The sequence below is a fragment of the Streptomyces sp. NPDC027663 genome (genome assembly GCF_055566415.1).
Map to the genome: position 1 here is coordinate 43,795 of NZ_JBVHSK010000003.1, position 18,030 is coordinate 61,824.

Annotated in this window: 16 protein-coding genes; 8 read left to right on the top strand and 8 right to left on the bottom strand. The window is 72.6% G+C overall.

The features are described from left to right. Positions 1 to 46: 46 nt before the first annotated feature. Entirely contained in the window at positions 47 to 1,330 is a 1,284-nt protein-coding gene (locus tag ACZ4SF_RS09570; RefSeq protein WP_468380592.1) for a PP2C family protein-serine/threonine phosphatase, read from the bottom strand. A 322-nt stretch (positions 1,331 to 1,652) separates the two neighbouring features. Here ACZ4SF_RS09570 and ACZ4SF_RS09575 point away from each other — a divergent pair, with 322 nt between their 5' ends. Continuing rightward, positions 1,653 to 2,189 carry a cysteine hydrolase family protein gene (locus ACZ4SF_RS09575; protein WP_468380595.1) on the top strand — a complete coding sequence of 179 codons (537 nt, stop codon included), beginning with the start codon at positions 1,653 to 1,655 and terminating at the stop codon, positions 2,187 to 2,189. Positions 2,190 to 2,420: 231 nt separating this feature from the next. Further along, positions 2,421 to 4,163: a VanW family protein gene (locus ACZ4SF_RS09580; RefSeq protein ID WP_468380597.1), complete on the top strand. Its 1,743-nt coding sequence runs from the start codon at positions 2,421 to 2,423 to the stop codon at positions 4,161 to 4,163. Positions 4,164 to 4,345: 182 nt separating this feature from the next. Here the strand turns inward: ACZ4SF_RS09580 and ACZ4SF_RS09585 are convergent, their stop codons facing one another. Beyond that, positions 4,346 to 4,558 carry a DUF4287 domain-containing protein gene (locus tag ACZ4SF_RS09585; RefSeq protein WP_468380600.1) on the bottom strand — a complete coding sequence of 71 codons (213 nt, stop codon included), beginning with the start codon at positions 4,556 to 4,558 and terminating at the stop codon, positions 4,346 to 4,348. A 576-nt stretch (positions 4,559 to 5,134) separates the two neighbouring features. Then, positions 5,135 to 7,204, bottom strand: a complete 2,070-nt coding sequence (locus tag ACZ4SF_RS09590; protein WP_468380603.1) for a SpoIIE family protein phosphatase — start codon at positions 7,202 to 7,204, stop codon at positions 5,135 to 5,137. Between the two features lie 342 nt (positions 7,205 to 7,546). On the opposite strand from ACZ4SF_RS09590, the gene ACZ4SF_RS09595 reads away from it, so the two are divergent. Further along, a complete protein-coding gene (locus ACZ4SF_RS09595) occupies positions 7,547 to 8,176 on the top strand; it encodes an ElyC/SanA/YdcF family protein (RefSeq protein ID WP_468380606.1) in 630 nt (209 codons plus the stop codon). Positions 8,177 to 8,409: 233 nt separating this feature from the next. Here ACZ4SF_RS09595 and ACZ4SF_RS09600 read toward each other — a convergent pair whose 3' ends face one another. Next, entirely contained in the window at positions 8,410 to 9,696 is a 1,287-nt protein-coding gene (locus tag ACZ4SF_RS09600; protein ID WP_468380609.1) for a M20 metallopeptidase family protein, read from the bottom strand. Positions 9,697 to 10,220: 524 nt separating this feature from the next. Between ACZ4SF_RS09600 and ACZ4SF_RS09605 the strand changes: the two genes are divergently transcribed. Together ACZ4SF_RS09605 and ACZ4SF_RS09610 are read left to right on the top strand one after the other, a co-directional pair. Next, complete coding sequence (locus ACZ4SF_RS09605; RefSeq protein WP_468380612.1) at positions 10,221 to 10,946, top strand: VOC family protein; 726 nt, start codon at positions 10,221 to 10,223, stop codon at positions 10,944 to 10,946. A gap of 215 nt (positions 10,947 to 11,161) precedes the next feature. Next, on the top strand, positions 11,162 to 12,151 hold the full coding sequence (locus tag ACZ4SF_RS09610) for an NAD-dependent epimerase/dehydratase family protein (RefSeq protein ID WP_468380613.1): 990 nt from the start codon (positions 11,162 to 11,164) through the stop codon (positions 12,149 to 12,151). Between the two features lie 39 nt (positions 12,152 to 12,190). Here ACZ4SF_RS09610 and ACZ4SF_RS09615 read toward each other — a convergent pair whose 3' ends face one another. Beyond that, on the bottom strand, positions 12,191 to 13,300 hold the full coding sequence (locus tag ACZ4SF_RS09615) for a sensor histidine kinase (RefSeq protein ID WP_468380616.1): 1,110 nt from the start codon (positions 13,298 to 13,300) through the stop codon (positions 12,191 to 12,193). 1 nt (position 13,301) lies between these two features. Further along, on the bottom strand, positions 13,302 to 14,048 hold the full coding sequence (locus tag ACZ4SF_RS09620) for a response regulator transcription factor (RefSeq protein WP_468380619.1): 747 nt from the start codon (positions 14,046 to 14,048) through the stop codon (positions 13,302 to 13,304). A gap of 160 nt (positions 14,049 to 14,208) precedes the next feature. On the opposite strand from ACZ4SF_RS09620, the gene ACZ4SF_RS09625 reads away from it, so the two are divergent. From ACZ4SF_RS09625 to ACZ4SF_RS09635, 3 genes are read left to right on the top strand one after another with little or no spacing between them, the layout of a single operon-like run. Continuing rightward, entirely contained in the window at positions 14,209 to 14,913 is a 705-nt protein-coding gene (locus ACZ4SF_RS09625; RefSeq protein ID WP_468380622.1) for a glycosyltransferase family 2 protein, read from the top strand. Continuing rightward, positions 14,910 to 15,539, top strand: a complete 630-nt coding sequence (locus ACZ4SF_RS09630) for a TIGR04282 family arsenosugar biosynthesis glycosyltransferase (protein ID WP_468380625.1) — start codon at positions 14,910 to 14,912, stop codon at positions 15,537 to 15,539. The genes ACZ4SF_RS09625 and ACZ4SF_RS09630 overlap by 4 nt, the downstream gene beginning before the upstream one ends. Beyond that, complete coding sequence (locus ACZ4SF_RS09635) at positions 15,536 to 16,294, top strand: class I SAM-dependent methyltransferase (RefSeq protein WP_468380628.1); 759 nt, start codon at positions 15,536 to 15,538, stop codon at positions 16,292 to 16,294. The genes ACZ4SF_RS09630 and ACZ4SF_RS09635 overlap by 4 nt, the downstream gene beginning before the upstream one ends. On the opposite strand, the gene ACZ4SF_RS09640 is transcribed toward ACZ4SF_RS09635, so the two are convergent. Together ACZ4SF_RS09640 and ACZ4SF_RS09645 are read right to left on the bottom strand one after the other, a co-directional pair. Then, a complete protein-coding gene (locus ACZ4SF_RS09640; protein WP_468380631.1) occupies positions 16,183 to 16,641 on the bottom strand; it encodes a hypothetical protein in 459 nt (152 codons plus the stop codon). The two genes, ACZ4SF_RS09635 and ACZ4SF_RS09640, sit on opposite strands and share 112 nt — an antisense overlap. Next, positions 16,641 to 17,999 carry a molybdopterin-dependent oxidoreductase gene (locus tag ACZ4SF_RS09645; protein ID WP_468380634.1) on the bottom strand — a complete coding sequence of 453 codons (1,359 nt, stop codon included), beginning with the start codon at positions 17,997 to 17,999 and terminating at the stop codon, positions 16,641 to 16,643. The genes ACZ4SF_RS09640 and ACZ4SF_RS09645 overlap by 1 nt, the downstream gene beginning before the upstream one ends. Positions 18,000 to 18,030 lie beyond the last annotated feature (31 nt).

An 18,030-nucleotide genomic window follows, 5' to 3' on the forward strand; every position in this document is an offset into this window, starting at 1 on the left:
AGACCGCACACCACCGCGGCAGAGGGCTCGGCGGCGGAGCACTGCGTCACCGGCCTTGCGGACGCGATGCGTCACCGGACTGCGGATGCCATTCGAAGAGCAGGATGGTCGCGTCGTCCCGGAGCTGGTTGCGCTGGTGGTCGAGGATCGCGTGCATGAGCAGCCGCAGCACCTCGGCCGGGCGCTGGCCGGCGGCGGAGGAACGGATGATGAAGTCGGTGAACCGGTCGAGCCCGAACTCCGCACCGTCCGCGTCCCTCGCCTCGACGACGCCGTCGGTGTAGAGCAGCACGCAGTCACCCGGTTGCAGTGTCGTCTCGTGGACCTGCCGCACCGCCGGGACGAGCGGGCCGGCCAGACCGATCGGCGGCTGCGGGGGGCTGTCCAGCACTCCGCCGAGCACCCGCTCGGCACGGATCAGCAGCGGTGCCGGGTGACCGCAGTTGACCCAGCGCAGGACCCCGGTGTCGGCGTCGAGGCGGCACAGCACGCCGGTGCAGAACTGGTCGGGCAGCCACCGGGCGAGCGCCGTGTCGACGGAGGCGACGGCGTCGGCCAGGTCACCACCGCTGCGGCGGGTGTTGCGCGCCGCGGCCATGGCGACCGACGTGGTCAGGCCGGCGGTCAGATCGTGCCCCATGGAGTCGAGGATCATGGTGTGCAACACGTTCTTGACCACCGAGTGGTCGAAGGCGTCTCCGGCGATCTCGTACGCCGGTTCCAGGACCGCGGTCGACACGCACCTCCTGCTGCCGACGGTGCGGGGTGGCAGGAAGGCCCGCAGCATCTCGGCAGGCAGCCGCATGTGCCCGGTGCGGGTGCGGGCGGCGAGCCAGTCACTGTAGGCGCGCTTGGAGGTGATCAGCATCGCGAGCATATGGGCCAGCATCCGGCTCCGTCGCATCCGCACCTCATCGAGCGAGACGGCCCGCACCGCCAGCACGCCCAGCCGCTCGGCACCGTCGACTAGAGGCATCCAGGCGATCGCGCCGCCGTCGGCGCCGGACACCCGCGGGGAGACGGTGCGGTAGGCCCAGCCGGCCGGCGAGTCGGCCACCGGCAGCGGCTGCAAGGTCTCGTCGAGAGGGATGAGCAGCCGTTGTTGCAGGTCGGCGAGGTAGATCAGTGCGGTGTCCATGCCGAGCGCCGACGCGCACCGGTTCGCCAGGGCGGGCAGTTCGACCGGCAAGGCCGTCTGCGCCTCGATGATCAGCTCTTCCAGCCGGCTCTCGTCGACGGCGGCCTCGGGACCGTCGGACGCATTCGGTGAGTCCGACACGGAGATCACCCCTTCCGCGCCCAGTTTCACACCGACCCCGGCCTCTCTCATGTCGGAGATAATTCTTCCGCAAAACAGCTGTTTGCGGTGAATAGGGCGAATAGGGACGGTTACTTCGACAGGCGACCCCCGCGGAACGGAGACCGCCCCATGGCCCTTCAGGAACGCGCTCTCCCCCTGCGAACAGCGGGAAGGCACCCTCGGCGGCGCCCCGAATCCCGTACGGGACGGTGGCCGGCCGAGCCGGGCGCGACGGGCCCGCCACCGCACCACGGCAGGCGCCTCGCTGCTCCACAGCGCCGACGGCACTTGACCGGACACCTCCGGCGGGCTCTCGGAAGCTGCCTGTCACCTCGGATGGGAACGTGATCCCGTGAGCAAAGATGCGCTGATCGTCATCGACATGATCAATACGTACGACCACGAGGACGCCGAACTGCTGCTCCCCTCGGCCGGTTCGGTCGTTCCGGTGATCGCCGACCTCGCGGGGCGCGCACGACGCTGCTCGGTACCGGTCATCTACGTCAACGACAATTTCGGGGAGTGGCGCTCCCATCACGGTGAGCTGCTCAACCACGCCCTCTCAGGGCCCCACGCCCATCTCGTGGAACCGTTGAAGCCCGATGCCGACTCCCTCTTCGTCCTCAAAGCGCGTCACTCGATCTTCTTCGAGACCCCGCTGCAGTACCTGCTGCAGCAGCAGGGCATCGAGCGGCTGGTCCTCTGCGGACAGGTCACCGAACAGTGCGTGCTCTATTCCGCGCTCGATGCTCACATCCGTCATTTCCAGGTGATCATCCCCAGGGACGCCGTCGCGCGCATCCACGAGGACCTCGCCGAGGCGGCACTGCAGATGATGGAGCGGAACATGGGCGCACGCGTGTGCACGAGCCGGGACCTCTGGACCTGACAGGCACCCGGGCCATGAGCGGCGGCGACACCGCCGTCGCGCGGGAACGTCGTCGTACGGAGAACGCCCCGGGGTGGTCAAGGTCACGGTGGCCTCCGACCGGGAGAATACGGGGGCCGTGGCGCTTCGCGGCTGCCGTGGAAGGCTCCGCGTGACGTGGGACATATACGACGTACGCCCGTTTCTGGATAGTTTGATGTGCCTGTCTTGTATCGATCGTCCAGGAGACCCATGCGTTCTCGCATACCGTCCATCCCGCGCGTAGCGTTCGCTCCCCCCACCGCCCTGGCCGGCGGCACCCTGGCCGTCGGCCTGGGCGGCCTGTATCTCACCGGGCTGTTGCTCACGGGCGGGGACATCGAGGCGGGTACGACCGTGCGCGGTGTGGACATCGGGGGGCTGAGCCGCGCGGAAGCCACCCAGAAGCTGGAGGAGCAGCTGGCGGCAGCCGGCTCGGAGGAACTGTCCGTGAAGGTCGGCGACCGCAGGGGGGCGGTCGACCCGCGCCAAGCCGGACTCAGCTTCGACGTCGAGGAGACCGTCGACCGGGCGGCGCGCACCGGCTCGGATCCGCTCGGCGCCATCGGCGGGCTCTTCCGCTCCGACGGCGGTGACATCGAGCCCGTCGTACATGTCGACGAGGACAAGGCCCGCGCCGCCCTGATGAAGCTGGGCACCACGCTCAACCAGAAGGTCCGTGACGGGGCGGTCACCTTCACGGACGGCCGGGTCGGGCAGGTAGCCCCGCGCCGCGGTTACGCGCTCGACGTGGACGCTGCCGTCGGCACCCTGCGCGATTCCTTCCAGCACGGCAGCACCGGCGCCGTCACGGCGCTGCCGGCCTGGGAGACGAAGCCCGGGGTCACGGCGGAGGAGGTGCAGCGGGCGGTGCGCGAGTTCGCGCGGCCGGCCGTGTCGGCACCCGTCACACTCACTGTGGGTGACAGGCGGTTCACGATCAGCCAGGACGTCCTGAGCCGCTACCTCACGATGCGACCGGACGACACCGGCAGGCTGAAACCGAGGCTCGACGGCAAGGCCCTGCGCTCCGCACCCGAACTGGCCGGCCCCCTGGCCGGCATCACCAACAAGCCCGAGAATGCCAGGCTGCGGCTCGACGGTGACAAGGTCGTGGTGGCCGGGGACGACAGGCCCGGCCACGAGGTCACCGACGAGGCCGTGCGCAAGGCCGTACTGCCGCTGCTCACCGGGCAGGGCCCCGGCGCGCGCACCGGCGAGCTGGCCACGCGCACGATCCAGCCGGAGGTGACCAGCGAGAACGCCGCGCAGCTGGGGCTGAAGGAGAAGGTGTCCTCCTTCACCGTCAACTTCGAAAAGGCTCCCTACCGCACCAAGAACATCGGCCGCGCCGCGGAGCTCATCAACGGCTCCGTCGTCATGCCGAACGAGACCTGGAGCCTCAACCGGACCGTGGGCGAGCGCACCGAGGCCAACGGCTTCGTCGAGGGCGTCATCATCTTCGACAACGAGTTCACGAAGGCGTCCGGCGGCGGGGTCTCCACCGTGGCCACCACCGTCTACAACGCGGCGTTCTTCGCCGGGGTGCAGTTGGTGGAGCACGGCGCCCACTCCTTCTACATCGAGCGTTATCCCGAGGGACGTGAGGCGACGGTCGCCTGGGGCAGCCTGGACCTGAGGTTCAAGAACGACTCCGGCAACGCCCTCTACGTCCAGGCCGAGTCCACCGACACCTCCGTGACCGTCACCTTCCTCGGCACCAAGAAGTACGACCGGATCGACTCGGTCAAGGGCCCCCGCACCGAGGTGGTGCAGCCGGCGGAGAAGGTGAACACGGACAAGCAGTGCGTTCCGCAGACGCCGCTGGAGGGCTTCGACGTCACCGTGGAGCGGGTCTTCTCCGACGACGGCCGGGAAGTGAAGCGGGAGCCGTACCGCACGCACTACGCCCCCCGCGACGAGATCACCTGCCGGCCGCCTGAGGAGACCGCCTAGACATCGGCGTGGCGCTCAAGGGCTTCCGGGCGGTGGCCACCAGGTACGGGAAGCAGGCGTACGTTGTTCGACGGGACGCTCACCGTCGCCTTTCAACGGGACGCTCACCGTCGCCGCGATCCGGCTCCGGCTTCGTCCGTGACCGCCAGGCCACTGGGCGACGAGTTCCCGCCGAGGGTGGCTCATCTACCGGCGTCTTCGGCGAGGGTGTGGGCGACGAGAGCGTTGGCGTGGCCGTGCCCCAGGCCGTGTTCGGTCTTCAGCCAGGTGACGAGTTCCATGTGCTTGGTCAGGGGTGAAGAGCGGATGAGATCCTTCCATTCCATGATCGGGCGGCCGTACTTTTTCTCGATCGAGGGGAAGTAGCTGGCAGGGCCTTTGGGTGTAGCGGTCATGTCGGGTTCTTTCCTTCTGTCGGTGTGCGTGCTCGGGGTGCGGGAGGTGTCAGCGGACGACGTCGGAGAGGGGCTCCACGACACCGTCGAGGGACACGGAAGCAGTGCTGGTCAGGGGACGCATCTGTCACGTTCCTCGGTATCTCGTGTCTGGGTACGGAAGGTTCAGCCGGTGCACGCTTCGAGCACACGCGCCGCCGCGGCGCACCCGCCGTGATCTCTGACTGCTGACCGCGGCGAAACTCATCGGTCGCCCCCGCCCCGCCCGTCGGGGCGGCTCCGGCGAGCGGTCCGGCCGGCCCGATCGTGACGGAGGAGGACCACCTGGGAGTCGAAGGTCCTGGTTCCGGTCAGGGTGAGGAACCGGGAACGGCAAGCCGAAGCGGGACACCTACCGCCACGGCGACCTCCGCAACGCACCACTCGCCGTCATCCTCATCGACGGCCCCCTGCGCGGCCTCCGCCCCACCCAGGCCCACGACGCCGGCCGACACGTCATCGACATCATCGAACGCGGCACTGACCAACCACCAAGCCCGGCAGGACTCTCTCAACACCCTCGCCCCCCGAGGTCGCTCAGGGCCGGGCTCGGGCGATGAGCAGAGCGACGTCGTCCTCGCCACCGGGCGGCCGCAGCACCTCGAGTATGTGATCGCAGGTGTCTTCGAGGCTCTGACCGCGGGTCTCGGTGAGGACGTCGAGGAGCGTGTTCAGCCGGGCGTCGATGGACTCGCTGCGGGTCTCGACCAAGCCATCGGTGTAGAGGACGAGTTGGTCACCGGGGCGGAAGGCGATGGTGCCGACCTCGAAGGGGACCCCGCCCACGCCGAGCGGTGCGCCGGTGGGCAGGTCGAGCAGTTGCGCTGCCCGGCCGGCACGCATGAGGGCTGGTGGCAGGTGACCGGCGAGGCAGATCTGGCACCGGCCGCGGTGAGGGTCGTGGACGCAGTAGATGCAGGTGGTGATGGTCTGCTCGATGCCCTCGGTCAGGTGATCGAGATGGCGCAGGGCCTCGGCGGGTTCCAGGTCGAGTTCGGCGAATGCGCGGGTGGCGGTGCGGAGTTGGCCCATGGTGGCGGCGGCGTTGATGCCGTTGCCCATGACGTCCCCGACGACCAGGGCGGTCTTGTCCCCCTGGAGGGGTATGGCGTCGTACCAGTCGCCGCCGATCTCGCTCGTGGCGCCCGCGGGCTGGTAACGGCAGGCGATCTCCAGGCCCGGGACGCGTGTCGGGGGGTCGGGAAGCAGGCTGCGCTGGAGGGTGAGGGCCGCGTGGCGCTGGATCCGGTATCCGCGCGCGTTGTCGATGCAGACCGCGGCACGGGCGGCCAGCTCGCACGCGAGCAACGCGTCGTCGTCGTCGAAGGGCGCCGGATTGCGGGTGCGCTTGAGGTCCAGGACACCGAGCACCTCGCCTCTCGCCACGAGCGGTACGGCCAGGTAGGAGTGCACGCCGGCCGCAGCCAGGAGGGTGGCGGCGTCACCATGGCGGGCGATGCGCCGCAGATCTCGGGGGGTGGCACGGGCCACCAGAACCGGTTCGCAGGTACGCATGCACCGGGAGATCAGGCGGTCGTCGTCGTAGGCGGCGAGTTCCCCGAGGGGATCGGCCGCGCACACCGCCTCCGAGGCATGGGCCGCGCGCACGGCGAGCGCACGGAACCGGGCGGGCCCCGTGTGGGACGCGGTCCGGCCCTCCAGTGCGCTGTCGAGCACGTCCACGGCAGCGACGTCGGCGAGCAGCGGTACGACGATGTCGGCCAGCTCGCGTGCTGTCGTGTCCAGGTCGAGGGTGGTACCCACGGAGGCGGTGGCGCCGGCGATCAGCGCCAGCCGCTGCCGGGCCTGCGTCGCCTCCGCAGCGGCTCGATGGCGCTCGGTGACATCGATGACGGAATAGGCCAGGCCGAGTACCCGCCCACCGGAATCCTCCAGCCGGTAGTACGAGACGGACCAGGCGTGGTCGTGGTCGGGGTCACCGGGGGGACGGCAGACGATCTGCCTGTCCACGACCGACTCGCCCGTCTCCAGGACATGGCGCAGGCGTGCCTCGGGGTCCGTGTCCAGGAAGGTCAGCACCTCGCCGGCCGACCGGCCGAGACGCTCGGCGGCGGACTGGCCCGTGAGGCGTTCGAGAGCGGGATTCACGGCCAGGTACCTCAGGTCCGGGTCCAGGATGGCCAGGCCGACCGGGGACTGGGACACCAGCCGCATGGCGAGGGCCGCATCTCGCTCGACCCGCTCGACGGTGGCCTGGTCCGCGGCGAGGCCGAGGGCGTAGGTGTCACCGAGGTCGTCCAGCAGCCGCATGTTGCGGAACTCCACCAGGCGGGTGCTGCCGTCCTTGTGCCGGATCGGGAAGACTCCGGCCCAGTCGGTGCCGGACTCCATGACGTCGGCGAACAGCTTGATCACTTCGTCCCGGTGTTCCTCGTGGATCGTGAGCTGGGCCGCGAACTGGCCCAGCGCCTCCGATGCGGTGTAGCCGAACAGGTCATCGGCCCGGGAACTCCAGAAGACCACCTGGCCCTCCGCGTTGAGCACCACCGCGGCGACACTCAGCAGATCGAGCAGGCCGCTGGGCGGCGCGGCCGGACCCGCCACCGACCGGCCGTCCCCTGCTCGGGAGGAGCCCGTCTTGCCCATGCCTCATTGTCCTTCCCGCCCGGCGCCTCGGCGCGTGCTCCGTCGGCGGGCGTCTGTCTCCATCCATGGTCGTCCAAGACCGAGGGAGCCCACACCTGGACGCGGTCCGGCACGGTCCGAACCGTGCGTGAGCGAGTGGACGCGAAGAGTCCGGTGGGCCGGCAGAACAGACCGGCGACGGGTAGGGGAAGCCTCGATGCCCCTCCGCTCCCCCGACGGCCCCGGACGCCCCAACACCCCCGAGACCCCCGAGACCCCGACACGATGCAGCGGGCGGGGCGCGTCGTGTGCGGTCGGCCGGTGTCTTCACCGCTCGGCACCGAGGCGCCGTAGAGTCCCCGCATGCGACGGCGGACGGCACTGGCGGCAGCGGGGGCAGCGGCAGCACTGGTTTGGGGTGAGTGGTTGAACCGGCGCTGGTCCCGGACTCTCGTGGGCCACCAGGGGGGCACTACCGAAGCCGTGGTCGTGCTGGGCTACCGCAACCCGCAGGCGACGGCGAACCTCGTCAACCGCTGGCGGGTCCGTGCAGGCATTCGCTCCATCGCCGGTGACAGGGCGCGTGACACCCGCGTCGTCCTCAGCGGCGGTGCGGCCGGCGGAGGCGATGCGGAGGCCCGGTTGATGGCCGACTACGCGAAGTCGGTGCTCGCGTTCGACGGCACACTGCTCGTGGAAGACCGAAGCGGGACGACATGGGAGAACATCACGAACGTGATCCCGCTGCTCGAGGACGTCGACCGCATCAAGATCGCCTCCCAGCCGGCACACGCGCTCAAGGCCCGCGCGTACCTGCGGCGTCAACGCCCGGATCTGGCCGACAAGCTGGTACGCGCGGAGGACTACCGCCCCGGCGAGTGGCTGATCGCCAAACCGCTGCTGGCGCTGTACGGGCTCTGGTCACTGCGCGGGCTCACGGCCGACGAACGAAGGCCCCGGCCCGGAACGGGCACCAGGTTCTACGGCCGGTGAGTTCGCGGCGCTGACCGTCCCACGGCGTTTCGAGTCGCCCCACGCCGGGCCGAGGTACTGACGCGACGGCCGGCATCGCCGGTCGCGGGGCAAGCCCACGGTCGCGGGGCAAGCGAACGGTCGCGGGGCAAGCGAACGGCCGCCGGACAAACGCACGGCCGCCGGACAAGCACACGGCCGCCGGGCAAACGCACGGCCGCCGGACAAGCGCACGGCCGCCGGGCGGGGCAAGGTCACTGCGCCGGTGCCGGGCCTCGGTCGGTGAGGAACGCCAGGGCCACGGCGGCCTCGCAGGCGATGCCGGTGGTGATCACGTCCTCGTCGATGCGCATGCGGGACGAGTGCAGTGACGGGGCCTCGTCCGGAGCCGGTCCCGGCGGGCACGCGCCGAGGAAGGCCAGGGCGCCGGGGACCTCCTGGAGGACGTAGGAGAAGTCCTCCGCCGTCATCTGCGCGTTCGGCAGGACGTCCACCGCGTCGGCGCCGAGGGCTTCGGTGACGGTACGCCGGACGAAGTCCGTGAACTCGGTGTCGTTGACGGTGACCGGATAGCCGGTTTCGATCGCCGGCTCCGCCGTCGCTCCGTGCGCGGCGGCCACGCCGTGGGCGACCCGGGCGATCGCCTCGTGCAGCCGCTGCCGGGTCGGCTGGGACAGGGTGCGCAGGGTGCCGCCCAGTTCGGCGGTGTCCGGGATGATGCCGGGGGCGGTGCCCGCCTCCAGCCGGGTCACGCTGAGGACGGCACTGTCGTCGGTGGCCAGGCTGCGGGTGACCATCGTCTGCAGGGCGAGGACGATCTCGCAGGCCACGGGCACCGGGTCGCAGGTGGTGTGCGGCGCCGAGGCATGGCCGCCGCGCCCGCGCACGAGCACCCGGAACCGGTCGGAGGCCGCCATCTGCGGCCCGGGGCGCAACCGCAGCACACCGGCGGGCATGTTGGGGTGCACGTGGAGAGCGAAGGCGGCGTCGGCCCGGCTGCCGGACGCCTCCAGCACCCCCTCCTCGATCATGTGCCGGGCTCCGTGATGGCTCTCCTCGCCCGGCTGGAACATGAACACCACGCGTCCGGGCAGCGCTGCGCGCCGCCCGGCGAGCAGCCGTGCCGCGCCCACCAGCATCGCCATGTGGGCGTCGTGCCCGCAGGCGTGCATCAGCCCGGGGTTCCCGGAGGCGAACGGCAGCCCGGTGTCCTCGGTGACCGGCAGCGCGTCCATGTCGGCGCGCAGCAGGATCGTCGGACCGTCGGCGGCTCCGGTGAGGACCGCAGTGACGGAGGACAGGGTGCGGCCGGTGCGGATCTCCAGGCCGAGGCCGTCGAGCGCGTCGAGGATCAGGCGCTGGGTGGCCGGCAGGTCGAGGCCCCGCTCCGGGCCGCGGTGCAGGGCGCGGCGCAGCGCGACCGCTTCGGGGGCCAGCCGGCGCGCCTCGTCGAGCAGCGCCGGACCGGCGGTGGCGACGGGCGCCGACGGGGAGGGGGCGGCGCCCGGCGTATCGTGCGCGTTCCGAGGCGGCGGGGTCATGCAGCCGTTCTCCTTCCCTGGCCCGGGCCCTGTCCGGTGCGGCCCGCGGCGGCATCACACGAGGAGGCGGTACGCCCCTCACGGTAGGGAGGGGACGTCCGCACCGGCCAGTCCCCGACGGCCCCGGCGAATGGGATTCGGACAGGGCCGGGTGCCGACAGGATGACGGATCCCGGCCGCCGGCCGGCTTCCGACGCGCGGACATGCGGTCGGCCGCACGCTCGGCGGTCCGGCCGGCACCTCTCCGGCTGCACGTGAGCCGGCTCCTCGACCTGGACCCGACCGCCCGCGCAGCCGGCCGTGCCCCCGCCGCGCGCCCCGTGGGCGAACCGGCTGCCGTCCCGGCGCGACGGGATTCAGCCGGTGCCGTGCACCACAGCGGTGTTCCGCACGATCGTCGTCTTGTGGGGAACCGGTCTTCGCGACGGAAACCCGGATGCGGGTGCCGCGCGGCCGCCCTAGGCTGCGCTCGCGAAGGGGCGAGCCGCCCTATCGGCCGTCAGTGGATCGGAGATGCACGGGCTATGACGAGTCAACTGTTCGCGATCTGCTTCAACGCGACCCGGCCCGCGGGCCTGGCACGGTTCTGGTCCGCACTCCTGGGCTGGGAGTTGGCGGACGGTCCGGACGACGACGTCGCGATCCTGCCCCCTGACAGGGCCGGGTTCCGGATTCGTTTCGTGCCGAGCCAGGTGCCGAAGACCGGCCAGAACCGGGCGCACTTCGACCTGACGAGCACCTCCCCGAAGGATCAGCGGCAGACGGTGGCCAGGGCGCTGGAGTTCGGCGGCAGACACATCGACGTGGGCCAACTCCCTGAAGAGGGGCATGTGGTGCTCGCCGATCCGGAGGGCAACGAGTTCTGCGTCATCGAGGCGGGCAACGAGTTCCTCGCCGGCACCGGCTTCATCGGAGCGCTGGCCTGCGACGGTACGCAGGAGGTCGGCTACTTCTGGAGCGAGGCGCTGCGGTGGCCGCTGGTCTGGGACCAGGACCAGGAGACCGCGATCCAATCGCCGGACGGCGGTACGAAGATCACGTGGGGTGGTCCTCCGGTGGCGCCGAAGACGGGCACGAACCGGCTGTACTTCGAGCTGGCGCTCCCCGCCGACGCCGACGGGGAGGCGGAGGTGGACCGCCTGATCTGGCTCGGCGCACGGCGCATCGACACCGGCGAGGGCGACGGCGGCCGGGCGCTGCTGCTCGACCCCGACGGCAACGAGTTCTCCGTAGGCCGGAGGCCGCGTTAGCGGGGCTGTTGCCGGTGGAACTGTGTCTCACAGGTGTTCGCCTGTGCGACGCCGTTCACGCACACGAACGCCTTGAGGCCGCGAACGGCGGCACGCGCAAGGTGAACCCCTGGCGGGGAACGGCGGCGCGCGGGAGGTGCGGTGCGTCTTACGGAGTCGTGACGTACCGGGCGCGGTCGCGTGGTGCGGGGCCGGGGCGGGCCTAGCGTGGGTGCATGCGTGTACTGGTCACCGGCGGTGCCGGGTTCATCGGCTCCCATGTCGTCGAGGCGCTGACGGCGCGCGGGCACGAGGCGGTCGTGCTCGACGTACGGACGGATCCGGCCGCCGACGTGCGCGACCCGGCCGCGGTGGCGCGGGCGGTGGCCGGCGTGGACGCCGTCTGCCACCAGGCCGCGATGGTCGGGCTGGGGGTGGGGTTCGGGGACGCGGCGGAGTACGTCTCCCGCAACGACCTGGGAACCGCCGTACTGCTCGCGGGCATGGCCGAGGCAGGCGTACGGCGTCTCGTGCTGGCCGGGTCGATGGTCGTGTACGGGGAGGGGCGGTACGAGTGCCCTCGCGACGGAGTCGTACGGCCGGGCCCGCGGGCCGTCGCGGATCTGGATGCGGGGCGGTTCGAGCCGCTCTGCCCGGTGTGCCGGGCCGGCCTCGCCCCCGGGCTGGTCGGAGAGGACGCGCCCGTCGATCCGCGCAATGTGTACGCCACGACCAAGCTGGCCCAGGAGCATCTGGCCGCCGCCTGGGCCCGCTCGACCGGCGGTTGCGCGGTCTCGCTGCGCTACCACAACGTGTACGGCCCCCGGATGCCCCGCGACACCCCCTACGCCGGCGTCGCCTCCTTCTTCCGGTCCGCGCTCGCCCGCGGCGAGGCGCCCCGGGTGTTCGAGGACGGGCGGCAGCGGCGGGACTTCGTGCACGTGCGGGACGTGGCCGCGGCCAATGTCGTGGCGCTGGAGGCCGGGGCGGCCCCCGGCGCGTTCACCGCGTACAACACCGGCAGCGGCGAGCCGCACACCGTCGGCGAGATGGCCCGCGCGCTGGCCGACGCCCACGGCGGGCCGGAGCCCGTCGTCACCGGCGAGTACCGGCTGGGGGACGTACGGCACATCACGGCCGACTCCGCGCGGCTGCGGACCGAGCTGGGCTGGAAGCCGGAGGTCGGGTTCAGCGAGGGCATGCGCGAGTTCGCGGCCGCCGGGTGACCGCGCCCGCGGCCCCGTGGGAACCGGCGTGACCGGCGTCTACGGGGCCGCAGGCAGCGTCACCTCGAAGCGGCAGCCGCCCGGGATGTTGCGTACCGAGGCCCGGCCCTGGTGGGCCTCGACGATGCCGCGCACGATGGCGAGGCCCAGGCCCGCGCCGGCCGGAGGGGTGCGGGCGTGGCTGCCGCGCCAGCCGGTGTCGAAGACGCGAGCCAGGTCCTCCTCGGGGATGCCGCCGCAGCCGTCCGTCACGGAGAGGACGACCCCGTGGGGCGAGCGCTCGGCGGCGACGGCGACCGTACCGTCGGCGGGCGTCCGGCGGATGGCGTTGACCAGCAGGTTGCCCAGGACGCGGCTCATCTCCTTGGCGTCGACCTCGACCGGGACCGGTGCCACCCGGTCGCCGACCAGGCGTACGCCGTGGGCGCGGGCGAGCGGGCCGGCTCCGGCGAGGGCGTCGCCGACGAGGTCGTACAGCGAGATCCGGGACGGGGTCAGCGGGAGCGTGCCGGCGTGGATGCGGGAGAGTTCGAAGAGGTCGCCGACCATGCCGTTGAGGCGTTCCACCTCGGTGCGGATCTGCTTCAGATAGCGGTCGGGGTCGTCGGCGACACCGTCCTCCAGGGCCTCCGACATGGCGCGCAGGCCGGCGAGCGGGGTGCGCAGGTCGTGGGAGATCCAGGCGACGAGTTCCCGGCGGGAGGTCTCCAGCATGCGTTCCCGCTCCCGTGATTCGGTGAGTCTCGCGCTGGTGGCCGCCAGCTCCCGGCTGACCTCGGCCAGTTCGGCGGTGGCCGGGGCCGCGGGGACGGCGAAGTCGCCGCCGTCGCCGAAGGAGCGTGCGGCCATGGCGAGTTCACGGCTGCGGGCGACGACCCAGCGGCCCAGTACCAGGGCGGTCGCCAGGGAGACCACGGCCGCCATCGCGACGACCGTCGTCACCACCGTCAGGTCGTGCGGGGAGAGGAACATCGCCCATGCGACGGCGAGGGTGCCGGCGAGGACGCCGCCCACGCCGACCGCCGCGACCACGGCGAGGGACACGGTGAGCGAGCGGCGGCGCAGCAGCCGGAGCGCGGCAGCCCCGGCCAGGCCCGTGGCGGCGGCGCCGGCGAAGGCGTACAGGGCGATGAGGAGGGTGTCGCGCACGTCAGTCCGCCTCCTGCCGTCCGCTCGGGTCGAAGCGGTAGCCGACGCCCCACACCGTCTGGATCAGGTGCGGCCGGGCCGGGTCGTCCTCGACCTTGCCGCGCAGCCGGCGGACGTGGACGGTCACGGTGGAGAGGTCGCCGAATTCCCAGTCCCACACCTCGCGCATCAGGTCCTCCCGGCTGTACGCCCGTCCGGGGTGCCGCAGAAAGAACGCGAGGAGGTCGAACTCGCGCAGGGTGAGAGCGAGTTCGGTGCCGTTCCTGGTGGCGCGGCGGGCCGTCGGGTCGACGGTGAGACCGGCCGCGGCCAGCGGGCGGGTGCCGGCGTCGGGGCGGGCGCGCCGGAGCACCGACTGCACCCGCAGCACCAGTTCGCGGGGGCTGAACGGCTTGGTCACGTAGTCGTCGGCGCCGACCTCGAGACCCAGGATGCGGTCGTCCTCGTCGCCGCGGGCGGTGAGCATGACGACGGGCACGGGGGCCCGCTCGCGCAGCCGCCGGCAGACCTCGAGGCCGTCCATGCCGGGCAGCATGAGGTCGAGCACCACCAGGTCCGGCCAGTGGGCGGCGGCACGGGTGAGGGCGGTGGGGCCGTCGTCGGCCCGGTCGACGACGTACCCGGCGCGGCCGAGGTATCCGGCGACGACCTCGGCGACGGTCGCATCGTCGTCGACGACCAGGACGCGGGCGGCGCCGGGGGTGGACGGGGGGCGGGGTGGGGCGGTGTCGGGTGCGGTCCCGTCCATGGCCCTGCCCCTCGTGGGCACGTGCGGCTGCTGCATGCCCCCAGCCTCGCACCGGGTCGTCGCGGGTGTCGCACCCCGGGCCCGGCTCCGCCCCCGGCGTCCGCGTTTCGTAAGGAGCGGCTGTCCGTTATGCCCGGTTCTCATTCGTAGGGTGAACGTCGTGAATCCCTCGACACCTTCAGCTCCGGGGAGTGTGGACGTGGTGCTGCCCTGCCTCGACGAGGCCGAGGCCCTGCCCTGGGTGCTCGCCCGGATTCCGGCGGGCTGGCGTGCCCTCGTGGTCGACAACGGCTCCTCCGACGGCTCGGCGGACATCGCCCGTCGCCTCGGGGCGACCGTCGTGCACGAGCCGCTGCGCGGTTTCGGTGCCGCCTGCCACGCCGGGCTGACCGCCGCCACCGCCGACGTCGTCTGCTTCTGCGACTGCGACGCCTCCCTCGACCCCGGGCTCCTCGTGCCCTTCGTGCGTGAAGTCCTCGACGACGAGGCCGATCTGGTGCTCGGGCGCCGGCGGGCGCGGGGTCCGGGCGCCTGGCCCGCGCACGCCCGGGCCGGCAACTTCGCGCTCGCGCGGATGCTGCGCCGCCGTACCGGAGTGCGCCTGCACGACCTCGGGCCGCTGCGCGCCGCACGCCGGGAGCCGTTGCTCGCGCTCGGTCTCAGTGACCGGCGCAGCGGCTATCCGCTCCAGATGGTGGTGCGCGCGGCCGACGCGGGCTGGCGGATCGCCGAGCACGACGTGCCCTATCTGCCGCGCACCGGCGTCTCCAAGGTGACCGGCACCTGGCGCGGCACCTGGCAGGCGGTGCGGGACATGAGCCGCGTCCTGGCCGAGCCGCCGGCGGGCGGGAGGGCCGTACGGTGACCACCCTGCTCGTCATCGCCAAGGAACCGGTGCCCGGGCGGGTCAAGACGCGGCTCACGCCGCCGTTCACCCCCGTCGATGCGGCGGCGCTCGCCGAGGCGGCGCTCGCCGACACCCTGCACACCGTGGCGGCCGCTCCCGCGACCCGGCGCGTGCTGGTGCTCGACGGCGCCCCCGGTCCGTGGCTGCCGCCCGGCTTCGACGTCGTGCCGCAGTGCGCGGGCGGCCTGGACGCCCGGCTGGCCGACGCGTTCGCCCGCTGTGCCGGTCCCGCCCTGCTCATCGGCATGGACACCCCCCAGGTGACCCCGGAGCTGCTCACCGTGGACTTCGCGGGGTACGACGCCTGCTTCGGGCCGGCGGAGGACGGCGGCTTCTGGGCGCTCGGGCTGGCCGAGCCCGATCCGGCGCTGCTGCGGGGCGTGCCCATGTCCACGCCGGAGACGGGCGCCGTCCAGCGGCGGCGGCTGGAGGCGGCGGGGCTGCGGGTGCGCGACCTGCCCCGGCTGCGGGACGTGGACACCGCCGCCGACGCGGCGGCGGTGGCCGTGCTGGCGCCGCACGGCCGGTTCGCCGCCCGGCTGGCCCGGTGCACGGCACACGCCGGACCCGGGACCGGGCGATGAGCGCCCCGCCCGCCGTCGCCTGGGCCGGGGCCGACCCGTACGCCGCCGCCCTGCGCGCCGGGCACGGCCCGCTGTTCCTGCGCCGTGCCGACGGCTGGCTGCTGCCGCTGGAGGTCGAGCGGTGGTGCGCTCGGGCGGACGCGGTGGACCGGGCGGTGCTGGACCGGTGCGAGGGCGCGGTGCTCGACGTCGGCTGCGGACCGGGACGGCTGGTGGTGGAACTGGCCGCCCGGGGCCGTACCGTCCTCGGTATCGACGTCAGTGAGACCGCCGTCGACCACACCGTGCGGCGACTGGGGTCTCAGCCGCTCGGGCGGAGCCGAGCGCTCGGGGCAGAACGGGCCCTGCGCCGCTCGGTCTTCGAGCCGCTGCCCGGCGAGGGACGCTGGGGCACCGTCCTGCTCATGGACGGCAACATCGGGATCGGCGGCGACCCGCGCGCCCTGCTGGACCGGGCCGCCCGGCTCCTCTCCCCCGGCGGTCTGCTGATCGCCGAGACGGCCGCGGTGGACGTCGACGAGCTGGCCGAGGTGCAGGTCGTCGACGTCACCGTCGCAGGTAGCGGCGGCGGAGGAGTGTTCCCGTGGGCGCGGGTGGGCACCCCCGCCCTGCTGCGGTACGCCCGGGGCTGGGTCCGGGCCGGTCAGTGGACGGCCGGCGGGCGCCGTTTCGTGGCCCTGCGCAGCCGCAGCCCCAGGAGCAGCGCCGAGCCGCCGAAGAGCACCGCGGTGATCAGCAGCCAGCGGGCCGGGTAGCCGTCCGCGGACAGGCCGGTGGCGGTCCGGTAACGCCGGTCCACCGTCCCGCTGATCAGCGGGAACCACACGAGCAGCAGCAGTCCGGACAGCGCGGCCGGGACACGTACGTACAGGCTCCACTCCCGGCGCCGGGCGGCGCCGAGTCCGTGTACGAGCGCCCGGTCCACGAGCGAGTACAGCGGCAGCAGCACGAGGTCGTGCAGCAGGGCCGCCCCCACCAGCCACAGGGCCACGGCCGTCCAGTCGTCGGCGAACAGCCGCACCCCGGCATAGCCGGCCAGCGCGAACGAGCAGGCCAGCAGCAGGATCTGGAGGGGGTTGCCGAGGGGCGGGCGCGGGCGCATCACAGGTCTCCGAAGGTCAGCCGGGCCACCCACTTGGTGTTGAGCACACCGGGTGCGGCGGGCACGATGATCCGTGCCGGGTGGCCGTGGTCGGGGGACAGTTCCTCGCCGTTGACGTACAGGGCGAGCAGGGAGCGCGGGTCGGCGACCTGATTGGCGCGCAGGGCCGCGTGACGGAAGGCGCCGTGCCGCTGGAGGGATTCCACGAACACGTCCGGCGGGTCGCCGTCGTGGCCGACGAGCGCGGCGAGATCGCGTAGTCGCACCCCCCGCCACCACTGGTCCGCCGTCGACCAGCCCTCGACGCAGGCGATGGGCAGCGCCGAGCTGTGCAGCGGCATGCGGAGCAGGTCGGCGCGGCTGAGGCGGACCGTCCCGGTGCGTCCCGTGACGAGGAGCCGCCATGCCTCCTCGCCGGTCTCCGCCGCGTCGATCCCGGCGTACGCGGCGGTCTTGTTGATCTGGAAGCCGTTCGGCCCGCTGCCGGGTTCGGCCCCGCCGTGCGGCGCGAGGAGGGCGGTCCGGCGCAGCGTGCCTCCGATGCTCTGTCCCACGGTCGTGGCGAACAGCAGCAGCGAGGCACCCCCGACGAACCACAGGGCGCCGCGCCGGGACACGGTCGGCGGGTCCGGCCGGGGTGACACCAGGTCCCCTTCCGCCGGCCGGGGCGACGCCAAGTCCCCCTCTTGCGGCCGGGGCGACACCAGGTCCCCTTCCTCCGGCGGGACAGACGCCGGCAGTTTTCCGCCGCGAGGCCCGGCGGACACGGCCTCCCCCTGCCCTCTGCGCCGGCGGCGGACATTCCGTACGGCCGTCGGCACTTTCAGCACCGCATGCGCGACGAACGCGGCGAAGAACACCCACGCGCCGTAGAAGTGCAACGGGTAGAAGGAGCCCGGGAAGACGTAGTCGAGCTGGATGTTGAGGACGCCGGTCGTGAACTCGAACAGGCCGCCGCCGACCAGGAGCAACAGGGAGACCCGCTCCAGGGCGTGCGCGAGCGAGCGGGCCGGGGGCAGGGCGAACAGCCTCGGCACCACCGACCACAGCTTGGCCAGCAGGACCGGGATCAGGGTGATGCCGAGGGTGACGTGCAGTCCCTGGGTGGCCCGGTACAGCCAGTGCGGGTTCGTCGGCCAGGCGAAGAGATAGAAGCCGAGGATCCCCTTGCCCGGGGTCTGGTCGTTCACCGGGTCCAGGTTCGGGTTGTAGGCGGCGTACGACACCAGGCCCGTCACGAACAGCACCGTGATGCCCACGAGCAGCACGAGGCCGAGCACCGAGGTGAACCAGGTGCCGCGCAGCGGGCTGCGCCAGAAGCCGGGGGACGAGGGAAGGTGTGGCCGGTCGTCTCGCATGATCCGACGGTAGGCCGGGAGGCGCCGGTGG